The sequence below is a fragment of the Ralstonia sp. OTU4908 genome, from assembly GCF_038440115.1.
Lineage (GTDB): Bacteria > Pseudomonadota > Gammaproteobacteria > Burkholderiales > Burkholderiaceae > Ralstonia > Ralstonia pickettii.
The window spans coordinates 70,472-88,249 of record NZ_JASATD010000018.1 but is presented as its reverse complement, the minus strand read 5'-3'; the positions used below and the strand labels follow the sequence as shown (position 1 = coordinate 88,249).

Below are 17,778 nucleotides of genomic sequence, written 5' to 3'. Positions count from 1 at the left end.
GATCGAATTGATGATCGTTGTTGCCATCGTTGGAATTCTCGCAGCCTTTGCTATGCCGGCTTACCAGGACTACATGGGCCGTTCGCGCGTGGCGGAAGGGCTCGCGTTGGCTGCTGGTGCCAAGGCGATCGTGGCGGAGAACGCCATGGCAGGTGGGAGCGATCTCAGCCATGGTTTTGCGCCTAATTCGGTGGCCACGCGCAATGTAGTTGCGAATGGCGTCGAGGTGAATCCAAAGAACGGTGAAATCAGTATTAAGTACGCTAGCAATGTTGCGAAAGAAGGCGCTAATCTTCTGGTGCTGAAACCAACAGCAAACGGCATTGCTTTGGCGCAGAGTGAGCGTCCCACTGGGCCGATTCGCTGGGATTGCTATGTGGCGGATACGCCGAAGCGTACGGATATTGAGAAACCGGAAACCGGGGGGACGCTTCCCAAGAATATCGCGCCGGCAGAATGCAGTTGATTTTCAGGATTGATATGAAAGGAGCGTCTTCGTGACGCTTTTTTTTCATTGGGGCATTGAATCTACTAACCCGCCACCCAATCCCCCGACTTTCCCCCATGCTTCTCCAATAGCCGAACATCCCCTATGACCATCCCCCGATCCACGGCCTTACACATGTCGTAGATGGTGAGCAGGCCAACCTGCACGGCGGTTAGCGCTTCCATCTCCACCCCGGTCTGCCCACGCGTCTCCGCCCGAACCGTACAGCGGACGGTGTGTGATGCCTCATCCAAGGAAAACTCCACCGCCACCTTCGTCAACGCCAACGGATGACACAACGGAATCAAATCCGAAGTCCGCTTGGAGCCTTGAATCGCCGCAACGCGCGCAATCCCCAGCACATCGCCTTTCTTGGCGTTGCCATCGCGCACCAGCGCAAAGGTCTCGGGCAGCATGCGGATCGTGCCGGTAGCCACCGCTACGCGGTGCGTGAGGGCCTTGTCGCCGACATCGACCATATGGGCTTGTCCGGCGGAATCGAAGTGGGTGAGTTGCGACATGAGTGACAGCGCGTTTTGCGGGGCAGGGAACGAAGCGTTTTATGATAGCAAGCACCCGGCTTGCGGCGATGTGGCCGCGCTGATTCCGCTCTCCGTGCTTTCCGTATGACGCTTTCCCTTTTTCGGCCGCGCGTCCGCAAGCTGACGGCCGCTATGTTGTTGTCGACGTGGCTGGCGCCCCTGCCGTTGCCTGTGCTGGCGCAGGTGGCGGCGTCCGCGCCGGCGGCCTCGGTTAACCCGGGGTTGGGTTCCGCCGCGGCTGCCGATCAGGTGCAGAGCAACCTGAATCGCAGCGTGCAGATCGGCCGGCAGTCGCCGTATTTGCCGAAGGAGCCGACCGTCATCGACGCGCCGACGTACGAGTTGCCCGATATGGGCGATCCGTCGACGGCGTCGCTGTCGCCCGAGGTGGAGCGCCGCCTGGGCGACCGCGTGATGCGCCAGATCCGCCGCGATCCGGATTTCGTGCCCGATCCGCTGATCACGGATTACCTCAACACCATCGGCTACAAGCTGATCGAGGCGGCGCGCCGTCAGCATGTGGCGGGCAGTACCTCCGCGTCGAGCTTTGAGTTGTTTGCGGTGCGGGATCCGGGCATCAACGCGTTTGCGTTGCCGGGCGGCTACATCGGCGTGAACACGGGTACGTTGGTCGCGACCGAGAGCGAATCGGAGCTGGCGTCGGTGCTCGGCCACGAAATCGGCCACGTGCTGCAGCGGCATATCGCGCGCGGCATTGATAAATCCGGCGAGTCGATGTGGATTGCGCTGGCGTCGATTCTGCTGGCCGGTCTTGCGGCCACGAAGAGCGGGGACGCCGCGCAGGCGCTGGCGATGGGCGGGCAGGCGGCCGCGGTGTCGAACCAGCTCGCGTTCTCGCGTGGCGCGGAGCGCGAGGCCGACCGCGTCGGTTTCACGCTGCTCACGGGCGCCGGCTACAACCCGGACGGCATGCCGGACTTTTTCCGTCGTTTGCAGCGCGTCACGAACATTGCCGATACCGGCGTAATTCCCGGCTATGCGCGCACCCACCCGCTGACCGGCGAACGCATCGCCGACATGGAAGACCGCGCGCGTGGCCTGCCGCATCCGCGCCAGCCGCGTCGCCCGGAATTTGGTTTTGCGAAGGTGCGTGCGCGCGTGCTGCAGGAAACGTCGACGAGCGGCTACATCGACGTGCGCAACGCGATGCGCTCGCAATTGTCGTCGGCGCCGGACGCGCCGGTGGAGAAGCGCGCGGCCCTGTGGTACGGCGTAGCAGTTGCCAATCAGATGGCGGGGCGGCTGGATGAGGCCGAGCAAGCTCTGCAGGAAGCGCGACGCCTGTACGGCAACATTCCCGGCATCACGTCGGGCAGCGTCGAGCTGGACGTCACGGCCATCGAACTGGCACGCGCGCGTAACCGTGCGCCCGAGGCGCTGACGTTGGCACGCGCGGCGCTGGCTGCGTATCCGCTGTCGCGCGCGGTGGGCATTACCTATGCGCAAACGCTGCTCTCGGCCGGCCGGACCGACGACGCGATTCCGTATCTGAAAGACAAGACCCGTGAAGACACTGCCCAGCCGATCTGGTGGGACATGCTCGCCCGGGCCTACGCCGACAAGGGCAAGCGCGTTGAACAGCATCGCGCGCTGGCGGAGAAATATGCGCGGGATGGGGCGTGGGGATCAGCAGTGGAGCAGCTCAAGCTCGCCCGCGATGCGGGGGATGCGGATTTCTACACGCTATCCGAAGTCGACGCGCGCTTGCACCAGATGGAGCGGCAATACCGCGAAGAGAAGGCGGAAGACAAGGCACTGCCGAAGTAGGGCCGGTGGGCCTATCGAGGCTATTCCGCTGGCCGTGCAACGAAGCCATAGCGCTTTGCCACTTCTGCGCGCGCAATCGGCTCAATGTCGAATGTCCGGTCACCCAGCGTCAGCGTTCCCAGCGCGGCTCCGCACGCCTCTGCGTGCCAATTGGCCAAGGAAGAAAACGGCTCCAGGTCGTGGTCGTGCAGCACTGCGATGGTTTCCTCTGCTTCGAATCCGCCCACGTAACCCGAGAGCAGCACGCTGCCTTGCTCGTCGAGAAAACAGCCGCTGGGCGAGAACGCAGCCCCTGTGGTCGTCGTGAACGCTGGCGGCGCACCATCGGCTGACAGCCGCGCCACCCAGGGTGTGTAATCGAGTTCGACAAACACGCGCTGTGGCCCGTTCTGGAAGAACCAGCGCCCGGCATCGTCATGCGCGTAGTTGCGCACGATGAAATCGAGGAGCGCCGTGTGGCGAATCGGCTCGCCGGACAGTTTGTTGGCCTGCGCATATTCGTTGCGCATGCGCCATTGGCCGCGCCGATCCAACGCCAGCCAGCCAAAGCAATTCGGTACGTTCGGCCACTTGGCCATGGCCTGGCGGACGATGTCATCCATGCGCATCCTCCGCGCTGGCTTGGCGGCCCAGTACTTCATCGAAAAAGCGAAGGACGCGTGCGGGCATCCAATCGACGCGGCCCGTCTTGCCATGGCGCAGCAGGAAGCCGACGTGGCCGCCGTGCAGCGGCTGGTCCAGCGTGATGTCGGGCGACACCTCGGCCGCGCCGGGAAGATGCTGTCCGGGCAGGAACGGATCGTTGCGCGCGTTCAGCACCAGCGCCGGCACACGCACGTCACGCAGCACGGGCTTCGACGAGGCGCGCGTCCAGTAGTCGAGCACGTCGCGAAAACCGTGCAGCGGCGCGGTGACGAGGTTGTCAAACTGCCCCAGCGTGCGCGTTGCCATCATGGCGTCGCGGTCGTACAGGCCGGGATGCTGGTCGAGCTTCGCATTGGCCTTGGCTTTGAGCGTGCGCAGGAACATGCGCGTGTAGACGATGTTGAAGCCCTTGGACAACGCGGCGCCGCCGGCCCGCATGTCCAGCGGTGCGGAGACCGTCGCAGCCGCCGTCACGTAGCGGGCATCGGTACCGTGTTCGCCCAGGTAGCGCAGCAGCGCGTTGCCGCCCAGCGAGATGCCGACAACCAGCAGCTTGCGCCTCTGCGGCTGGCAAACCGTCCGGTAAAGGCGTTCGAGGATCCACGCGATCTCGGCGCCATCGCCGCAGTGGTACATGCGCGGCGCGAGGTTCATCTCGCCCGAGCACCCGCGAAAGTGCGGAATGACGCCGGGCCAGCGGCGGCCGCGCAGCGCGTCCATCAGCAGCCGCGCATAGTGGCTGCGCGAATCACCCTCCAGACCATGAAACATGACGACCAGCGGCGCATGCGCGTCGGTCTCGTGCGTGGTCCAGTCCAGGTCGATGAAGTCGTGGTCGGGTGTGTCCCAACGTTCGCGCCGATACGCAATCCGCGGAAAGCGCCACAGGCGCGCGGGCACGATCGTCTGCGCATTGCCGCCGACCAGCCACCACGGCGAACGGAACGCGTGTGGCTCGAACGGCCCTGCAAGCAGGGCGTTCAGATTGAGTTCAAGGGGGGTGGCGTGGCGAGACGGATGGGTCATCGAAAGAGACGGCGGCCACGCCCAGCGCAGCAGCTTAGTGCAGAGAGTGCGTGACGCTGGCGATGGAGGCAGCCACGCGTTCCTCGGCGGCCTGGCTGGAATGCACATGGGCGATGCGCCAGCCTTCGTGGTTCTGCATCAGCACGTAGGTCGTGTGAACGTACAGATCGGCCTCGGTGGCGGTGGCCGAAAAGCGCAGCGCTTCCGTGGCTTCGAAAATCGACACCCCTAGCGACGAATGCACCTGCTGCGAGAGGCATTCGATCCAGACCGGGTTCTTTTCGACCAGCGCATCGAGGCAGCCGCGCAGCTGCTCGTGGCCGTGCAGGCGCTGGCCGTCGGGCAGGATGAAGCTCACCGAATCCTCGTCGAGCCACAGCTTGAGCGCGCCATCGGCATCGCGGCGCTTGAGCGCATCGCGATAGGCTTCGAGAATGTCCTCGGCGGCTTCGAACAGGCGGGCAAATCGTGGCATGGCGGTGGACGTTAAGGAGAGCGTATTACTGCGGCTGCAGCAGCCGGCGCAATTCATGAAACACCATCTCGGGGCCGATGTCGCGCAGGCAGCGCAAGTGGCCCAGCGGGCATTCGCGCGCAAAGCACGGGCTGCACTCCAGATGGAGCCACATGATACTCGCAGCGGGCGACAGCGGCGGCGTGTGGCGGGGGTCGCTGGAACCGAATACGGCCACCTGCGGGCGTCCCAGGGCAGCCGTCACGTGCATCAGGCCGGAGTCGTTGCAGATGGCGGCCTCGGCGCGGGCGAGCAGTTCGATCGCCTCATCCAGCGAGGTCTCGCCGCACAGGTTGCGCACGAACGGTGCGCGCTCGACGATGGCGTTGGCCATTTCGCGGTCCTTGCCCGAACCCAGCGCAACGATCTGCGCGTACGGGAACGAGCGGCGCAGCATCTGCGCCAGCTCTGCGAAATGCTCGGCCGGCCAGCGCTTGGCCGGGCCGTATTCCGCCCCGGGGCAGAAGGCAATCAGCCGCGCGTTGCCCGGAATGCCGAACTTGGCCGAGGTAGCGGCCACGCGCTGCACATCAACGTCGAGCTTCGGATCGGGCAGCGTGTCGGGCAGCTTGGCGTGGGGTTTGAAAGCCAGCGCCGCGTAGTGCTGCACCATCGGCGGACGCGCGTTCTTGGGCGGATTCGGGTAGCGCACGTTCAGCACGCCCAGGCGCGACTCGCCCTTGTAGCCGATGCGCAGCGGAATGCCTGCCAGCCACGGGATCAGCGCGCTCTTGAACGAGTTCGGTAGCACATAGGCTGCGTCGAAGGTTTCGCCCTTGAGCTGCTGCGCAAACATCGTGCGGCTGCCGAGCTGCAGCTTGCCGTGGGCGAGATCAGTGGGCAGCACGCGTGCGATTTCCGGCATGCGCGCGAGCACGGGCGCCACCCATTTCGGGGCGATCGCGTGAATCTGCGCGCGCGGGTGCCGCGCCTTGAGCTGCGCGAACAGCGGTTGCGCCATCAGCGCATCACCGATCCAGTTGGGGGCGACGACGAGGATCTTGCGCATCATCGAATCGCCAGGCGCGTGCGGCGACCGGGGTACTGCAGGTGAATCGGGCTCAATGGTGGCCCTTCAGTTCAACGCCGGGGGCCAGCTTGTAGACGGTGCCGCAGTACGGGCACTTGGCTTCGCCGGTGTCGGCAATGTCAAGGAACACGCGCGGGTGGTAGTTCCAGGCCGGCGTTTTGGCGGTCGGGCAGTGCAACGGCAGGTCGTCTGCGCCGATTTCGATCGTGGGTGCGGTTTGCGTGGTCATGGTGAGTGAGGAATGCCGGCGCGGTCTGAGCTGGTCAGCCACGCCCTGATATGGGCCGCAGGTTCAAGAACCGACAAAGGCGAAATTGTAAGGGGTGGGCGCAGGCGCGCCAACGGCGATTGTTGCAGTGCGTGGCGCCCGGCATGAATCGCTACATAGGCGGGGCATAGGCGCATCGTCGTTAAGCGGATGCTTAACATCAAAAGTATAATCGTGTGTTTCCCTCGAGCCACCCATGTCGCCCCCGACGTTCCTGCGCGCCCGCGCTGCCGGCTGCCCTTGTCCGGCTGATCAAAAAGAAGCCTATTCGCCACTTTTGGGGGCGCCATGGCGCTAGTTCGCTGGGCGGCGGCATTGCAGCGCCGCTGGGAGGCCATTGATCCGGCCGAACGTGCGGGCTTCTTTGCCGGGGTGCGCGCCTATATGCCGTCGATGCCGCCAGTGCTCGCCTGGGGCTTGGTGACGGGCGTGGCGATGAGCAAGTCGGTGTTGACCATCCCGCAGGCCATCGGCATGACGATCTTCGTGTATGCGGGGTCGTCGCAGTTGGCGGTGCTACCGCTGCTGGCGGCGGGGTTGCCGATCTGGACGGCGCTGCTGACGGCGTTCATCGTGAATGTGCGCTTCATCATCTTCAGCGCCGGGCTGATGCAGCATTTCGGACACCTGCCGTTCATGCGGCGCGTGGTTCTGGGCGTATTCAATGGCGATCTGCCGTTCGTGCTGTTTACCCAGCAGTACCCCTCGGCCGCGCCGCAGGCGGGCAAGGAGGGCTATTACTGGGGCATGGTGCTGCTGAGCTTCGTTGGCTGGCAGGTGTCGTCCATCGTGGGCATCGTTGCGGCGAGCCTGTTTCCTGATGCGTGGGGCCTGGCGCTGGCCGGGACGCTCGCGCTGATTCCTGTCATGGTGTCGACCATTCGTAGCCGTGCCACCCTCATGGCGGTGGCTGTGGCGGCGGTGCTGGCGCTGGTTGCCTTCAAGCTGCCGTATCGATTGAGCCTCGTGATTGCCGTTACGGGTGCGATGGCCGCCGGCCTGGCTGCGGACGAAGCCGCCGCGCGCCTGCAGTGGCAGCGCCGACGGGCCGCGCAGGCCGCAATTGACGAGGACGATGCATGAGCGCGCTCGAAATCTGGGTTGTCATTGCCGGCATGACCGTGGTGACGATCGTCACGCGCTCGTTGTTCCTGATCGTGGGCAACCGCATGACCCTGCCCACCCGCGTGCAGCACGCGCTGCGCTTTGCGCCGGCTGCCGCGCTCGTCGCCATCGTCCTGCCCGACCTGCTCTGGAATCACGGGCACTTTGACGCGAGCTGGACCAACCCGCGCCTGATGGCTGGCGTTGCCGCCACCGCGTTCTACGTGGCGACGCGGCGCATGCTCGGCATGATCTTCGTCGGCATGGGGGTCTTTACCGTGCTGCGTCTCTGGGGATGAACATGTCGGGCTCCAATCGCAACGGTGTGATCTTCGCGTTTCTGGCCTACACGATGTGGGGCCTCTTTCCGCTGTACTTCAAGCTGCTCAAGGCGGTGTCGCCGATCGAGATTCTCTCGCACCGGGTGATCTGGTCATTGGCGGTGATGGTGGTGATCCTGCTCGTGAAGCGGCACGGCGCCTGGTTGTGGGCGCTGCGCAAGCAACCGCGGGTGGTGGGGCGCTATGCCGCCAGCACCAGCCTGTTGGCCGCCAACTGGCTGACCTACATCTGGGCCGTCAACCACGACCATGTGCTCGAAGCCAGCCTGGGCTATTTCATTAACCCGCTCGTGGTGGTGATGCTCGCCGCGCTGGTGCTGGGCGAGCGGCTGCGGCCGGTGCAGTGGGTGTCGGTGGCGCTGGCGGCAGCCGGCGTGGCGTGGCTGACCTGGCAGGCCGGCACGCTGCCGTGGATTGCCCTGGCGCTGGCGTTCTCATTCGGGCTCTACGGCCTGCTGCGCAAGACCTCGCCGCTGGGCGCGCTGGAAGGGCTGACGCTGGAGACGTTGCTGCTGTTCCCGCTGGCGCTGGCCTATCTCGGCTGGCTGGCTTCGCAGCATCAGAACGCCTTCCTGGCCGCGTCGCCGGGCACGCAGTGGCTGCTGGGGCTGGCCGGCCCGCTGACGGCGCTGCCGCTGCTGCTGTTTGGCGCCGGCGCGCGGCGGATTCCGCTGTCGCTGCTGGGTTTGCTGCAATACGTGAGCCCAACGCTGCAACTGCTGCTGGGCGTATGGCTCTACAACGAGCCATTTGCGGGGCCCAAGGTGGCGGGCTATGTGCTGATCTGGGCGGGTCTTGCCGTGTATTCGGCCGAAAGCTGGATGCGCCTGCGGCGTCGTACGCTGGTGCCGGCATAGTCCCCGCCAATCGGCCTCGGCAAGACGACCGAGGCCGGAGGACTCCGCCGAGAAACGCACGTTTTGACCAGGCGCATCGGGTAAAATCGTTGTTTTCCGCGATTTCTTCCGAAGCTGCCATGCCTCACGTCCTGCGTCTGTCCGATCTCATCTCCGAAGGAAAGCTTGCCGGTAAGCGCGTGTTCATCCGCGCCGACCTCAACGTGCCGCAAGACGATGCCGGCAACATCACCGAAGACACGCGCATCCGTGCTTCCGTGCCGGCCGTCAAAGCCGCGCTGGACGCCGGTGCCGCCGTCATGGTGACCTCACACCTGGGCCGTCCGACCGAGGGCGAATTCAAGCCGGAAGACTCGCTCGCGCCGGTGGCCAAGCGTCTGTCCGAACTGTTGGGCCGTGACGTCAAGCTCGTCCAGAACTGGGTGGATGGCGTGGATGTCGCGCCCGGCCAGGTCGTGCTGCTGGAAAACTGCCGCGTGAACAAGGGTGAGAAGAAGAACAGCGACGAACTGGCCCAGAAAATGGCCAAGCTGTGCGACGTCTATGTCAACGACGCCTTCGGCACCGCCCACCGCGCGGAAGCCACCACACACGGCATCGCCAAGTTCGCACCCATCGCCTGCGCCGGCCCGCTGCTGGCCGCCGAGCTGGATGCGCTGGGCAAGGCGCTGGGCCAGCCGGCACGTCCGCTGGTGGCCATTGTGGCGGGCTCGAAGGTGTCGACCAAGCTGACCATCCTGAAGTCGCTGGCTGACAAGGTGGACAACCTGATCGTCGGCGGCGGCATTGCCAACACGTTCATGCTCGCTGCCGGTCTGAAGATCGGCAAATCGCTGGCGGAAGCCGACCTCGTGGGCGATGCCAAGGCCATCATCGAGATGCTGGCGGCGCGCGGCGCGTCGGTGCCCATCCCCGTCGACGTGGTGTGCGCCAAGGAATTCAGCGCCACCGCGGTCGCTACCGTCAAGGACGTGGCCGATGTGGCCGACGACGACATGATCCTCGACATCGGCCCGAAGACGGCTGCGCAACTGGCCGAACAACTGAAGAGCGCCGGCACCATCGTCTGGAACGGTCCGGTCGGCGTGTTCGAATTCGACCAGTTCGGCAATGGCACCAAGGTGCTGGCCGAGGCGATTGCTGCCTCGTCGGGTTTCTCGATTGCGGGCGGCGGCGACACGCTGGCTGCCATCGCCAAGTACAACATCGCCGACAAGGTGGGCTATATCTCCACTGGCGGCGGTGCGTTCCTGGAATTCCTGGAAGGCAAGACGCTGCCGGCCGTCGAAATCCTGGAACAACGCGCGCAGAACCAGGCCGCTGTGGCCTGAGCGCAAGCGCCTCCAACATCCCCACCACAACAACGAGACACCGCCGCCCATGACCCGCGCTACCAAGATCGTCGCAACGCTCGGCCCCGCGTCCAGCACGCAGGAAGTCCTGACCCGCATGATTGCCGCGGGGGTCGATGTGGTGCGGCTGAACTTCTCGCACGGCGCGGCGCAGGATCACATCGATCGTGCGCAGCTCGTGCGCGAAGTGGCGCGTTCGGTCGGCCGCGAGGTGGCCATCATGGCCGACCTGCAGGGCCCGAAGATCCGCGTTGGCAAGTTCGAGAACGGCAAGATCACGCTCGAGCCGGGTGATCGCTTCACGCTCGACGCCCGCTGCGAGCTGGGCAACCAGGAGCGCGTCGGCCTCGACTACAAGGAACTGCCGCGCGACGTTGGCCCGGGCGATCTGCTGCTGCTCAACGATGGGCTGATCGTGTTGCAGGTCGAGCGCGTGGTGGGTGAAGAGATCGAGACCATCGTCAAAATCGGCGGCGATCTGTCCAACAACAAGGGCATCAACCGCCAGGGCGGCGGCTTGTCGGCGCCGGCGCTGACCGCCAAGGACATGGAAGACATCAAGACCGCGATGGCGCTGGGCGCCGATTACGTTGCGGTCAGCTTCCCCAAGAACGCGACCGACATGGAAATGGCGCGCCAGTTGGCCGCCGTGGCCGGCGCACCCCACAGCCACAAGACCCGCATGATCGCCAAGATCGAGCGTGCCGAGGCCATCCGCCCGGGCGTGCTCGAAGAGATCCTGGCCGCCTCCGACGGCATCATGGTCGCGCGTGGCGACCTGGCCGTGGAAGTGGGCAACGCGGCCGTGCCGGCGCTGCAGAAGCGCATGATCAAGCTTGCCCGGGAAAACAATAAGCTGGCCATCACCGCCACGCAGATGATGGAATCGATGATCGTCAATCCGGTGCCGACGCGCGCCGAGGTGTCGGACGTCGCCAACGCCGTGCTCGACGGTACCGATGCCGTGATGCTGTCGGCGGAAACCGCCGCCGGCCGCTACCCCGTCGAGACCATCGAAGCCATGGCTGCCATCTGCGTCGAAGCCGAGAAGTCGCAAACCGTGCATCTGGATGCAGACTTCCTCGACCAGACCTTCAGCCGTATCGACCAGTCGATTGCCATGGGCGCGCTGTTCACGGCGCACCACCTGCAGGTCAAGGCGATTGCCGCGCTCACCGATTCCGGCGCGACGGCGCTGTGGATGAGCCGCCACGGCATCAACATCCCCATTTATGCGATGACGCCCAACGTGGCCTCGCAACGCAAGATGGCCCTGTACCGCAACGTGCAGTCGCTGCCGCTGGCCAACAGCGCCGATCGCGACGAAGCCCTGCACCAGGCCGAAGAACTGCTGGTCGCGCGCGGCGTCGTGCAGCGTGGCGACTTCATCGTCCTCACCGTCGGCGAGCCGATGGGCCAGGCCGGCGGCACCAATACGCTCAAGATTGTTCGCGTCGGCATGCACTGACGCCCACGACGGAACGCCGTTTGCTACGTATTTCAGATGCCCACGCGTTCCTGAGACCGAATACAGATCGATCCATAGGAGAAAACCATGCCACTCGTCTCGATGCGCCAACTGCTGGACCACGCCGCTGAAAACGGCTACGGCCTGCCGGCATTCAACGTGAACAACCTGGAACAAGTCCAGGCCGTGATGGAAGCCGCCAAGGAAGCCGGCGCACCCGTCATCCTGCAAGCCAGCGCAGGCGCCCGCAAATACGCCGGCGAATCGTTCATCAAGCACCTGATCCAGGCCGCTGTCGAGGCTTATCCGGAGATCCCGCTGGTCATGCACCAGGATCACGGCCAAAGCCCGGCCATCTGCCAGGGCGCCATCGACCTGGGCTTCGGCTCGGTGATGATGGACGGCTCGCTGCGCGAAGACGGCAAGACGCCGGCTGATTTCGACTACAACGTCGACGTGACGCGCCGCGTGGTCGAGATGGCCCACAAGGTTGGTGTGACGGTTGAAGGCGAGCTGGGCTGTCTGGGTTCGCTGGAAACCGGCATGGCCGGCGAGGAAGACGGCATTGGCGCCGAGGGCAAGCTCGACCACTCGGCCCTGCTGACCGATCCGGAAGAAGCGGCGCAGTTCGTCAAGGCCACCCAGCTTGACGCGCTGGCCATCGCCATCGGCACCAGCCACGGCGCCTACAAGTTCACGCGCAAGCCCACGGGCGACATCCTGGCCATCAGCCGCGTGAAGGAAATCCACGCGCGTATCCCGAACACCCATCTGGTGATGCACGGCTCGTCGAGCGTGCCGCAAGAACTGCTGGCCATCATCAACCAGTACGGCGGCAAGATGAAGGAAACCTACGGCGTGCCCGTCGAGGAAATCCAGGAAGCCATCAAGTACGGCGTGCGCAAGATCAACATCGACACCGACATCCGCTTGGCAATGACGGGCGCGGTGCGCAAGTTCCTGGCCGAAAACCCGGACAAGTTCGACGCCCGCGAATGGCTCAAGCCGGCGCGCGAAGCCGCCAAGCAAATCTGCAAGGCGCGCTATATCCAGTTCGGCTGCGAAGGTCAGGCCGGCAAGATCAAGCCCATTAGCCTGTCCGTGATGGCGCAGAAGTACCAAAGCGGCGATCTGGCGCAAGTGGTGCAATAAGCATTTTGCGTCACATCTAGCAAACGGCTGGCACTGCGCCAGCCGTTTTGCATTGCATGGGCCATCTTATGGGCCACCCATGGGCCACGTATAATGCTGGCCTTCCACGTTTTCTTATCTCCTCCCGGGTTCCGCCGTGTCCGCCACCCCTGCATCCTCCGCCCTTTACGAATCGTCGATCACCAGCCTGCCGTTGCTCGGCCGTGGCAAGGTGCGCGAGAACTACGCTGTCGGCGACGACAAGCTGCTGATGGTCACCACCGACCGCCTGTCGGCGTTTGACGTGATTCTCGGCCAGCCGATTCCGGACAAGGGCCGTGTGCTCGCGCAGATGTCGGATTTCTGGTTCAACAAGCTGCGCCACATCGTGCCGACGCACGAGACGGGCATCGCCCCGGAAACCGTGGTGGCCCCGGACGAAGTCGACCAGGTGCGCGGCCGCGCCATTGTGGTCAAGCGTCTGAAGCCGATCCTGGTGGAAGCCGTGGTGCGCGGTTACCTGGCCGGCAGCGGCTGGAAGGATTACCAGGCCACCGGCGCCGTCTGCGGTGTGCATCTGGCCCCCGGCCTGCAGAACGCGCAGAAGCTGCCCGAGCCGATCTTCACCCCCGCCGCCAAGGCCGAGATGGGCGAGCACGACGAGAACATCTCGTTCGATGAAGTCGAGCGCCGCATTGGCCCGGACCTCGCCGCGCAGATCCGCGACGTGAGCATCCGCCTGTACAAGGAAGCCTCCGACTTTGCCGCCACGCGCGGCATCATCATCGCCGACACCAAGTTCGAATTCGGTCTGGATGAGAACGGCACGCTCACGCTGATGGATGAAGCGCTCACCGCAGATTCGTCGCGCTTCTGGCCCGCCGATTCGTACCAGGTCGGCACCAACCCGCCGTCGTTCGACAAGCAGTTCGTGCGCGACTGGCTCGAAGCCGTGCGCATCGACGGCAAGCCGTGGTCGAAGACCGCGCCGGCGCCGCAGCTTCCTGCCGACGTCATCGAAAAAACCGCTGACAAATACCGCGAAGCGCTGACCCGCCTGACCGGTGAATCCCTGCGTTAAACCGGAGCGATGACAATGACCGCACAGCAATCCGCTCCGCTCGTTGGCGTGGTGATGGGCTCCAGCTCCGACTGGGAGGTGATGCGCCACGCCGTCGACATGCTCACGCAGTTCGGGATTCCGTTCGAGGCGCAGGTCGTCTCGGCGCACCGCATGCCGGACGACATGTTTCGCTACGCTGAAGCCGCACGCGGCCGCGGTTTGCGCGCCATCATCGCTGGCGCGGGCGGGGCGGCGCACCTGCCAGGCATGATCGCCGCGAAGACGATCGTGCCGGTGTTCGGCGTGCCGGTGCCGTCCAAGTACCTGCGCGGCGAAGACTCGCTGCTCTCCATCGTGCAGATGCCCAAGGGCATTCCGGTGTCGACTTTCGCCATTGGCGAAGCCGGTGCCGCCAACGCAGCGCTGGCCGCCATCGCCACCATCGCCACCACCGATTCGGCGCTCGCCGACAAGCTCGAAGCCTTCCGCGCCCAGCAGACCGAAGTCGCACGCGGCATGACGCTCCCTGTGCACGGCGCCTAAGTAACCTACGACCCGATTCATGGCCGACGACCTGAACCCGCGCCTGGCGCAAGCCCACACCGCGGAATCCCGCGCGCTGAACGTTCCCAACGCGATCCTGCCCGATGCCTGGCTTGGCATGCTCGGCGGCGGCCAGCTCGGCCGCATGTTCACGCACGCCGCGCAGGCCATGGGCTATAAGGTCTGTGTGCTTGATCCGGATCCGAACAGCCCGGCCGGCACCATCGCTGAGCGCCATCTGTGCGCCGGCTATACCGACGAAGCCGCATTGGCTGAGATGGCTGCACTGTGCCCGGCCGTCACCACCGAATTCGAGAACGTGCCGGCGCAGGCGCTCGATCGTCTGGAGCAACTCGGCGCGTTCGTGGCGCCGCGTGCCAACTGCGTCTCGATCGCGCAGAACCGCATCGCCGAGAAAAAATTCTTCGCGCTGTGCGCCGCACGCACGGGCATCCACCCCGCACCGAGCTGGGTGATCGAGCATGAAGCCGACATCGAACAACTGCCCGCCGACCTGCTGCCCGGCATCCTGAAGATTGCCCGCATGGGGTACGACGGCAAGGGCCAGGCGCGTGTCTCGACGATTGAAGAGTTGCGCGCCGCCTGGGGCGCCATGCAGCACGTGCCGTGCGTGCTGGAGAAGATGCTGCCGCTGGCCTACGAGGTGTCTGTGCTGGCCGCGCGCGGTGCCGATGGCAGCACGGCCACCTGGCCGCTGGCCGAGAACGTGCACCGTGACGGCATCCTGTTCTCAACGATCATGCCGTCGCGCAGCGTGTCGGACGACATTGCCACGCGCACCCGCGCCGCCGCCGCGATGATCGCCGAAGAGATGGGCTACGTCGGCGTGCTGTGCATCGAGTTCTTCGTGCTGCAGGACGGCTCGCTGGTCGCCAACGAAATGGCGCCGCGCCCGCACAACTCCGGTCATATCACCATGGATGTGTGCGAGACGAGCCAGTTCGAGCAACAGGTGCGCGCCATGGCCCGCCTGCCGCTGGGCAGCACGCGGCAGCACTCGCCGGGGCGCATGCTGAATGTGCTGGGCGACGTGTGGTTTGAATACGGCCTGGAACGTACGCCCGCGTGGCACGAAGTGATGGGCCACAGCGGTGCGAAGGTCCACCTGTATGGCAAGGCCGATGCGCGGCCGGGCCGCAAGATGGGCCACGTGAACTGCGTCGGCACCTCGCCAGAAGTGGTGGACGAGGCGTTCCGCCACGCCGCACACGTGCTCGGCCTGCAGTCGGACTAAAGACGAGCCGCCCATGCCGTATCGGACCACATCGCCCTACAACATGCCTTCCGCTGAGCGCCTCGATGAGGCCGCGCGCAGGCTGGAGGCAGGCGAGCTGGTCGCCTTTCCGACCGAGACCGTGTATGGGCTGGGCGCCGATGCCGAAAACCCGCAGGCCATCGCCAAGATCTACGCGGCCAAGGGCCGGCCCTCCAATCACCCCGTGATCGTGCACGTGGTGGATGGCGCCGATATTTCCTATTGGGCCGACGATGTGCCCGGCATCGCACTGCAACTCATCGAAGCCTTCTGGCCAGGGCCGCTGACGCTGATCCTGAAACGTGCGCCGCACATTCCGGCCGCCGTGGCAGGCGGGCAGGACAGCATCGGGCTGCGTTGCCCGTCGCACCCGGTGGCGCAGGCGTTGCTCTCGCGCTTCAAGCGCGGACGCGGCGGCATTGCGGCGCCGTCGGCCAACAAGTTCGGCCAGGTCAGCCCGACCACCGCGCAGCACGTGCGGGACGAATTCGGTGATGCCGTCTTCGTGCTCGAAGGTGACGGCGTGGACGTGGGCATCGAATCGACCATCATCGATCTCTCGCGGCTGGATCAGGGCATTGGCCCCGTGCTGCTGCGCCCGGGCGCTATCACGCCTGAGGACATCGAGCGCGTGACCGGCGAACTGCCGGCGGCTCCCGATGCCGCTGCGCCGCGCGCTTCGGGCACGCTGAAGGCGCATTACGCGCCGCGCACGCCGTTGTATCTGCTGTCGGCCGCCGATGTGCCTGCACGCCTGGCTGCACTGCCTGCAGACAAACGCATCGTGTGGCTCGGTACCCCCGTGGCACTGCGTGACGGCTGCGACCAGCGCGTCGCCCCCGCCACGCCCGCCGCCTATGCCAACGCGCTCTACGCGCTGTTGCGCGAACTCGACCGCGGCGGTTATGACGCCATCTGGGTGGAAACCCTAGCCGATACGCCCGCCTGGGCGGCTGTCAACGACCGCCTGCGTCGCGCGGCCGCCGCGTTCGAGACGGACCTCTAATTCTTACGGGCCGCGCGTTCGCCGTGTGCCCGGCAACCTCGCTACACTTGGGCGTTGTGTCGTTCCGCGTGCTTCAAACGCGCACGGCGAGGTTACGCACCGCGGCACCACTGACCATAAAAATTCCACACGGGAGACAGACATCATGAAGTTGCGTCAATGGATGGGCGTCGTCGCATCGGCGACCCTGGCCTTGGGCCTGGCCGCTTGCGGCGGCGAAAGCGATCAGAGCGGCAACCCCAACGTCGCCAAAGTGCAGCGCATGGTGGTGTTCGGCGACAGCCTGAGCGATGCCGGCACCTACACGCCGGCAGCGGCTGCCGTGGGCGGCGGCAAGTTCACCACCAACCCTGGCCCGGTCTGGGCGGAAACGGTGGCGGCGCAACTCGGTGTGGCCCTTACGCCGGCCGTGATGGGTTATGCCAACTCGGTGCAGAACTGCCCGAAACCTGGTTGCTTCGACTACGCGCAAGGCGGTTCGCGCGTGACCGACCCGAACGGTATCGGCCACAACGGTGGCGCCGGGGCGCTCACGTATCCGGTCAAGCAGCAGCTCGCCAACTTCTACTCGGCCAGCAACAACACGTTCAACGGCAACAACGACGTGGTGTTCGTCTTTGGCGGCAACAACGACATCTTCTATTGGGCAGCCGCCGTGGCGACACCCAACTCGGGTGTGACGCCTGCCATCGCCACCGCTCAAGTTCAGCAGGCGGCGACTGATCTGGTCGGTTACGTCAAGGACATGATCAGCAAGAACGCGACGCAGCTCTACGTGTTCAACCTGCCCGACAGCAGCCTGACGCCGCAGGGCGTGGCGGGCGGTGCGGCAGGCCAGGCATTGCTGCATGCGCTGGTGGGCGCGTTCAACACCACGCTGCAGGCTGGGCTTGCCGGTACCGGTGCCCGTGTGATCGACTTCAATTCGCAATTGACGGCCGTGATTCAGAACGGTGCGACGTTCGGTTTCAGCAATACCAGTGTGCCGGCTTGCGATGCGACCAAGATCAACACGCTCGTCCCGGGTGCTGGCGGCAGCTCGCTGTTCTGCTCCGCCAACACGTTGGTGACCGCAGGTGCAGACACGTCCTACCTGTTCGCCGACGGGGTGCACCCCACCACGGGCGGGCATCGCCTGATCTCCAGCAACGTGCTGCAACGGCTGCTGGCGGACGGTGTGACGCACTGATCGAGCCTCACCAAGCCACAACGCCCGCGCGAAGCGGGCGTTTTTGTTTGTAGCGATGGCGTCGACTTGGCGTTAGCCGGTGGCAAGGTCACTGCCAGGCGATAGCGTATGTTGGACGGCGCGCACCGAGTTGCAGGGTCAACGCGCA

General features: G+C 65.2%; 19 protein-coding genes. 13 read left to right on the top strand and 6 right to left on the bottom strand.

The window, feature by feature from the left end; all coding sequences use genetic code 11:
• The first annotated feature begins 1 nt into the window (after position 1).
• The gene (locus AAHM38_RS16400) at positions 2-466 is read left to right on the top strand and encodes a pilin (protein WP_342234299.1); all 465 of its coding nucleotides are present in this window, start codon (positions 2-4) and stop codon (positions 464-466) included.
• Between the two features lie 65 nt (positions 467-531).
• Here the strand turns inward: AAHM38_RS16400 and moaC are convergent, their stop codons facing one another.
• Entirely contained in the window at positions 532-1,008 is a 477-nt protein-coding gene (gene moaC, locus AAHM38_RS16395; RefSeq protein ID WP_116576764.1) for a cyclic pyranopterin monophosphate synthase MoaC, read from the bottom strand.
• Positions 1,009-1,113: 105 nt separating this feature from the next.
• Here moaC and AAHM38_RS16390 point away from each other — a divergent pair, with 105 nt between their 5' ends.
• Entirely contained in the window at positions 1,114-2,817 is a 1,704-nt protein-coding gene (locus AAHM38_RS16390) for a beta-barrel assembly-enhancing protease (protein WP_116576765.1), read from the top strand.
• A gap of 20 nt (positions 2,818-2,837) precedes the next feature.
• Here AAHM38_RS16390 and AAHM38_RS16385 read toward each other — a convergent pair whose 3' ends face one another.
• From AAHM38_RS16385 to AAHM38_RS16365, 5 genes are read right to left on the bottom strand one after another with little or no spacing between them, the layout of a single operon-like run.
• Positions 2,838-3,419 (bottom strand): DUF2946 family protein, encoded by a 582-nt coding sequence (locus tag AAHM38_RS16385; protein ID WP_116576766.1) that lies wholly within the window; start codon positions 3,417-3,419, stop codon positions 2,838-2,840.
• Complete coding sequence (locus AAHM38_RS16380; RefSeq protein ID WP_116576767.1) at positions 3,412-4,488, bottom strand: YheT family hydrolase; 1,077 nt, start codon at positions 4,486-4,488, stop codon at positions 3,412-3,414. The genes AAHM38_RS16385 and AAHM38_RS16380 overlap by 8 nt, the downstream gene beginning before the upstream one ends.
• A 34-nt stretch (positions 4,489-4,522) precedes the next feature.
• On the bottom strand, positions 4,523-4,963 hold the full coding sequence (locus tag AAHM38_RS16375) for a YybH family protein (protein WP_009239042.1): 441 nt from the start codon (positions 4,961-4,963) through the stop codon (positions 4,523-4,525).
• Between the two features lie 25 nt (positions 4,964-4,988).
• A complete protein-coding gene (gene waaF, locus AAHM38_RS16370; protein ID WP_065856816.1) occupies positions 4,989-6,014 on the bottom strand; it encodes a lipopolysaccharide heptosyltransferase II in 1,026 nt (341 codons plus the stop codon).
• 49 nt (positions 6,015-6,063) lie between these two features.
• Positions 6,064-6,261, bottom strand: a complete 198-nt coding sequence (locus AAHM38_RS16365; protein WP_004636130.1) for a zinc-finger domain-containing protein — start codon at positions 6,259-6,261, stop codon at positions 6,064-6,066.
• Between the two features lie 327 nt (positions 6,262-6,588).
• Between AAHM38_RS16365 and AAHM38_RS16360 the strand changes: the two genes are divergently transcribed.
• The 11 genes from AAHM38_RS16360 to AAHM38_RS16310 all read left to right on the top strand — a co-directional run bounded on the left by AAHM38_RS16360 (position 6,589) and on the right by AAHM38_RS16310 (position 17,630).
• Entirely contained in the window at positions 6,589-7,383 is a 795-nt protein-coding gene (locus tag AAHM38_RS16360) for an AzlC family ABC transporter permease (protein WP_116576768.1), read from the top strand.
• Positions 7,380-7,703: an AzlD domain-containing protein gene (locus tag AAHM38_RS16355; RefSeq protein WP_116576769.1), complete on the top strand. Its 324-nt coding sequence runs from the start codon at positions 7,380-7,382 to the stop codon at positions 7,701-7,703. The genes AAHM38_RS16360 and AAHM38_RS16355 overlap by 4 nt, the downstream gene beginning before the upstream one ends.
• Positions 7,704-7,705: 2 nt before the next feature.
• On the top strand, positions 7,706-8,602 hold the full coding sequence (gene rarD, locus AAHM38_RS16350; protein ID WP_116576813.1) for an EamA family transporter RarD: 897 nt from the start codon (positions 7,706-7,708) through the stop codon (positions 8,600-8,602).
• 119 nt (positions 8,603-8,721) lie between these two features.
• The gene (locus AAHM38_RS16345) at positions 8,722-9,933 is read left to right on the top strand and encodes a phosphoglycerate kinase (protein ID WP_116576770.1); all 1,212 of its coding nucleotides are present in this window, start codon (positions 8,722-8,724) and stop codon (positions 9,931-9,933) included.
• A 49-nt stretch (positions 9,934-9,982) separates the two neighbouring features.
• Positions 9,983-11,422 carry a pyruvate kinase gene (gene pyk / locus AAHM38_RS16340; RefSeq protein WP_116576771.1) on the top strand — a complete coding sequence of 480 codons (1,440 nt, stop codon included), beginning with the start codon at positions 9,983-9,985 and terminating at the stop codon, positions 11,420-11,422.
• A gap of 87 nt (positions 11,423-11,509) precedes the next feature.
• Positions 11,510-12,574 carry a class II fructose-bisphosphate aldolase gene (gene fba, locus AAHM38_RS16335; RefSeq protein ID WP_116576772.1) on the top strand — a complete coding sequence of 355 codons (1,065 nt, stop codon included), beginning with the start codon at positions 11,510-11,512 and terminating at the stop codon, positions 12,572-12,574.
• A 136-nt stretch (positions 12,575-12,710) separates the two neighbouring features.
• Positions 12,711-13,634, top strand: coding sequence for a phosphoribosylaminoimidazolesuccinocarboxamide synthase (locus tag AAHM38_RS16330; protein WP_012761263.1), 924 nt, complete (start codon positions 12,711-12,713; stop codon positions 13,632-13,634).
• A 15-nt stretch (positions 13,635-13,649) separates the two neighbouring features.
• Positions 13,650-14,159, top strand: a complete 510-nt coding sequence (gene purE, locus AAHM38_RS16325) for a 5-(carboxyamino)imidazole ribonucleotide mutase (RefSeq protein WP_012761264.1) — start codon at positions 13,650-13,652, stop codon at positions 14,157-14,159.
• Positions 14,160-14,178: 19 nt separating this feature from the next.
• Positions 14,179-15,414 carry a 5-(carboxyamino)imidazole ribonucleotide synthase gene (locus tag AAHM38_RS16320; protein ID WP_116576773.1) on the top strand — a complete coding sequence of 412 codons (1,236 nt, stop codon included), beginning with the start codon at positions 14,179-14,181 and terminating at the stop codon, positions 15,412-15,414.
• 13 nt (positions 15,415-15,427) lie between these two features.
• Positions 15,428-16,441, top strand: coding sequence for an L-threonylcarbamoyladenylate synthase (locus AAHM38_RS16315; protein WP_116576774.1), 1,014 nt, complete (start codon positions 15,428-15,430; stop codon positions 16,439-16,441).
• A 145-nt stretch (positions 16,442-16,586) separates the two neighbouring features.
• Positions 16,587-17,630 carry an SGNH/GDSL hydrolase family protein gene (locus AAHM38_RS16310; protein WP_009239029.1) on the top strand — a complete coding sequence of 348 codons (1,044 nt, stop codon included), beginning with the start codon at positions 16,587-16,589 and terminating at the stop codon, positions 17,628-17,630.
• The last annotated feature ends 148 nt before the right edge of the window (positions 17,631-17,778 follow it).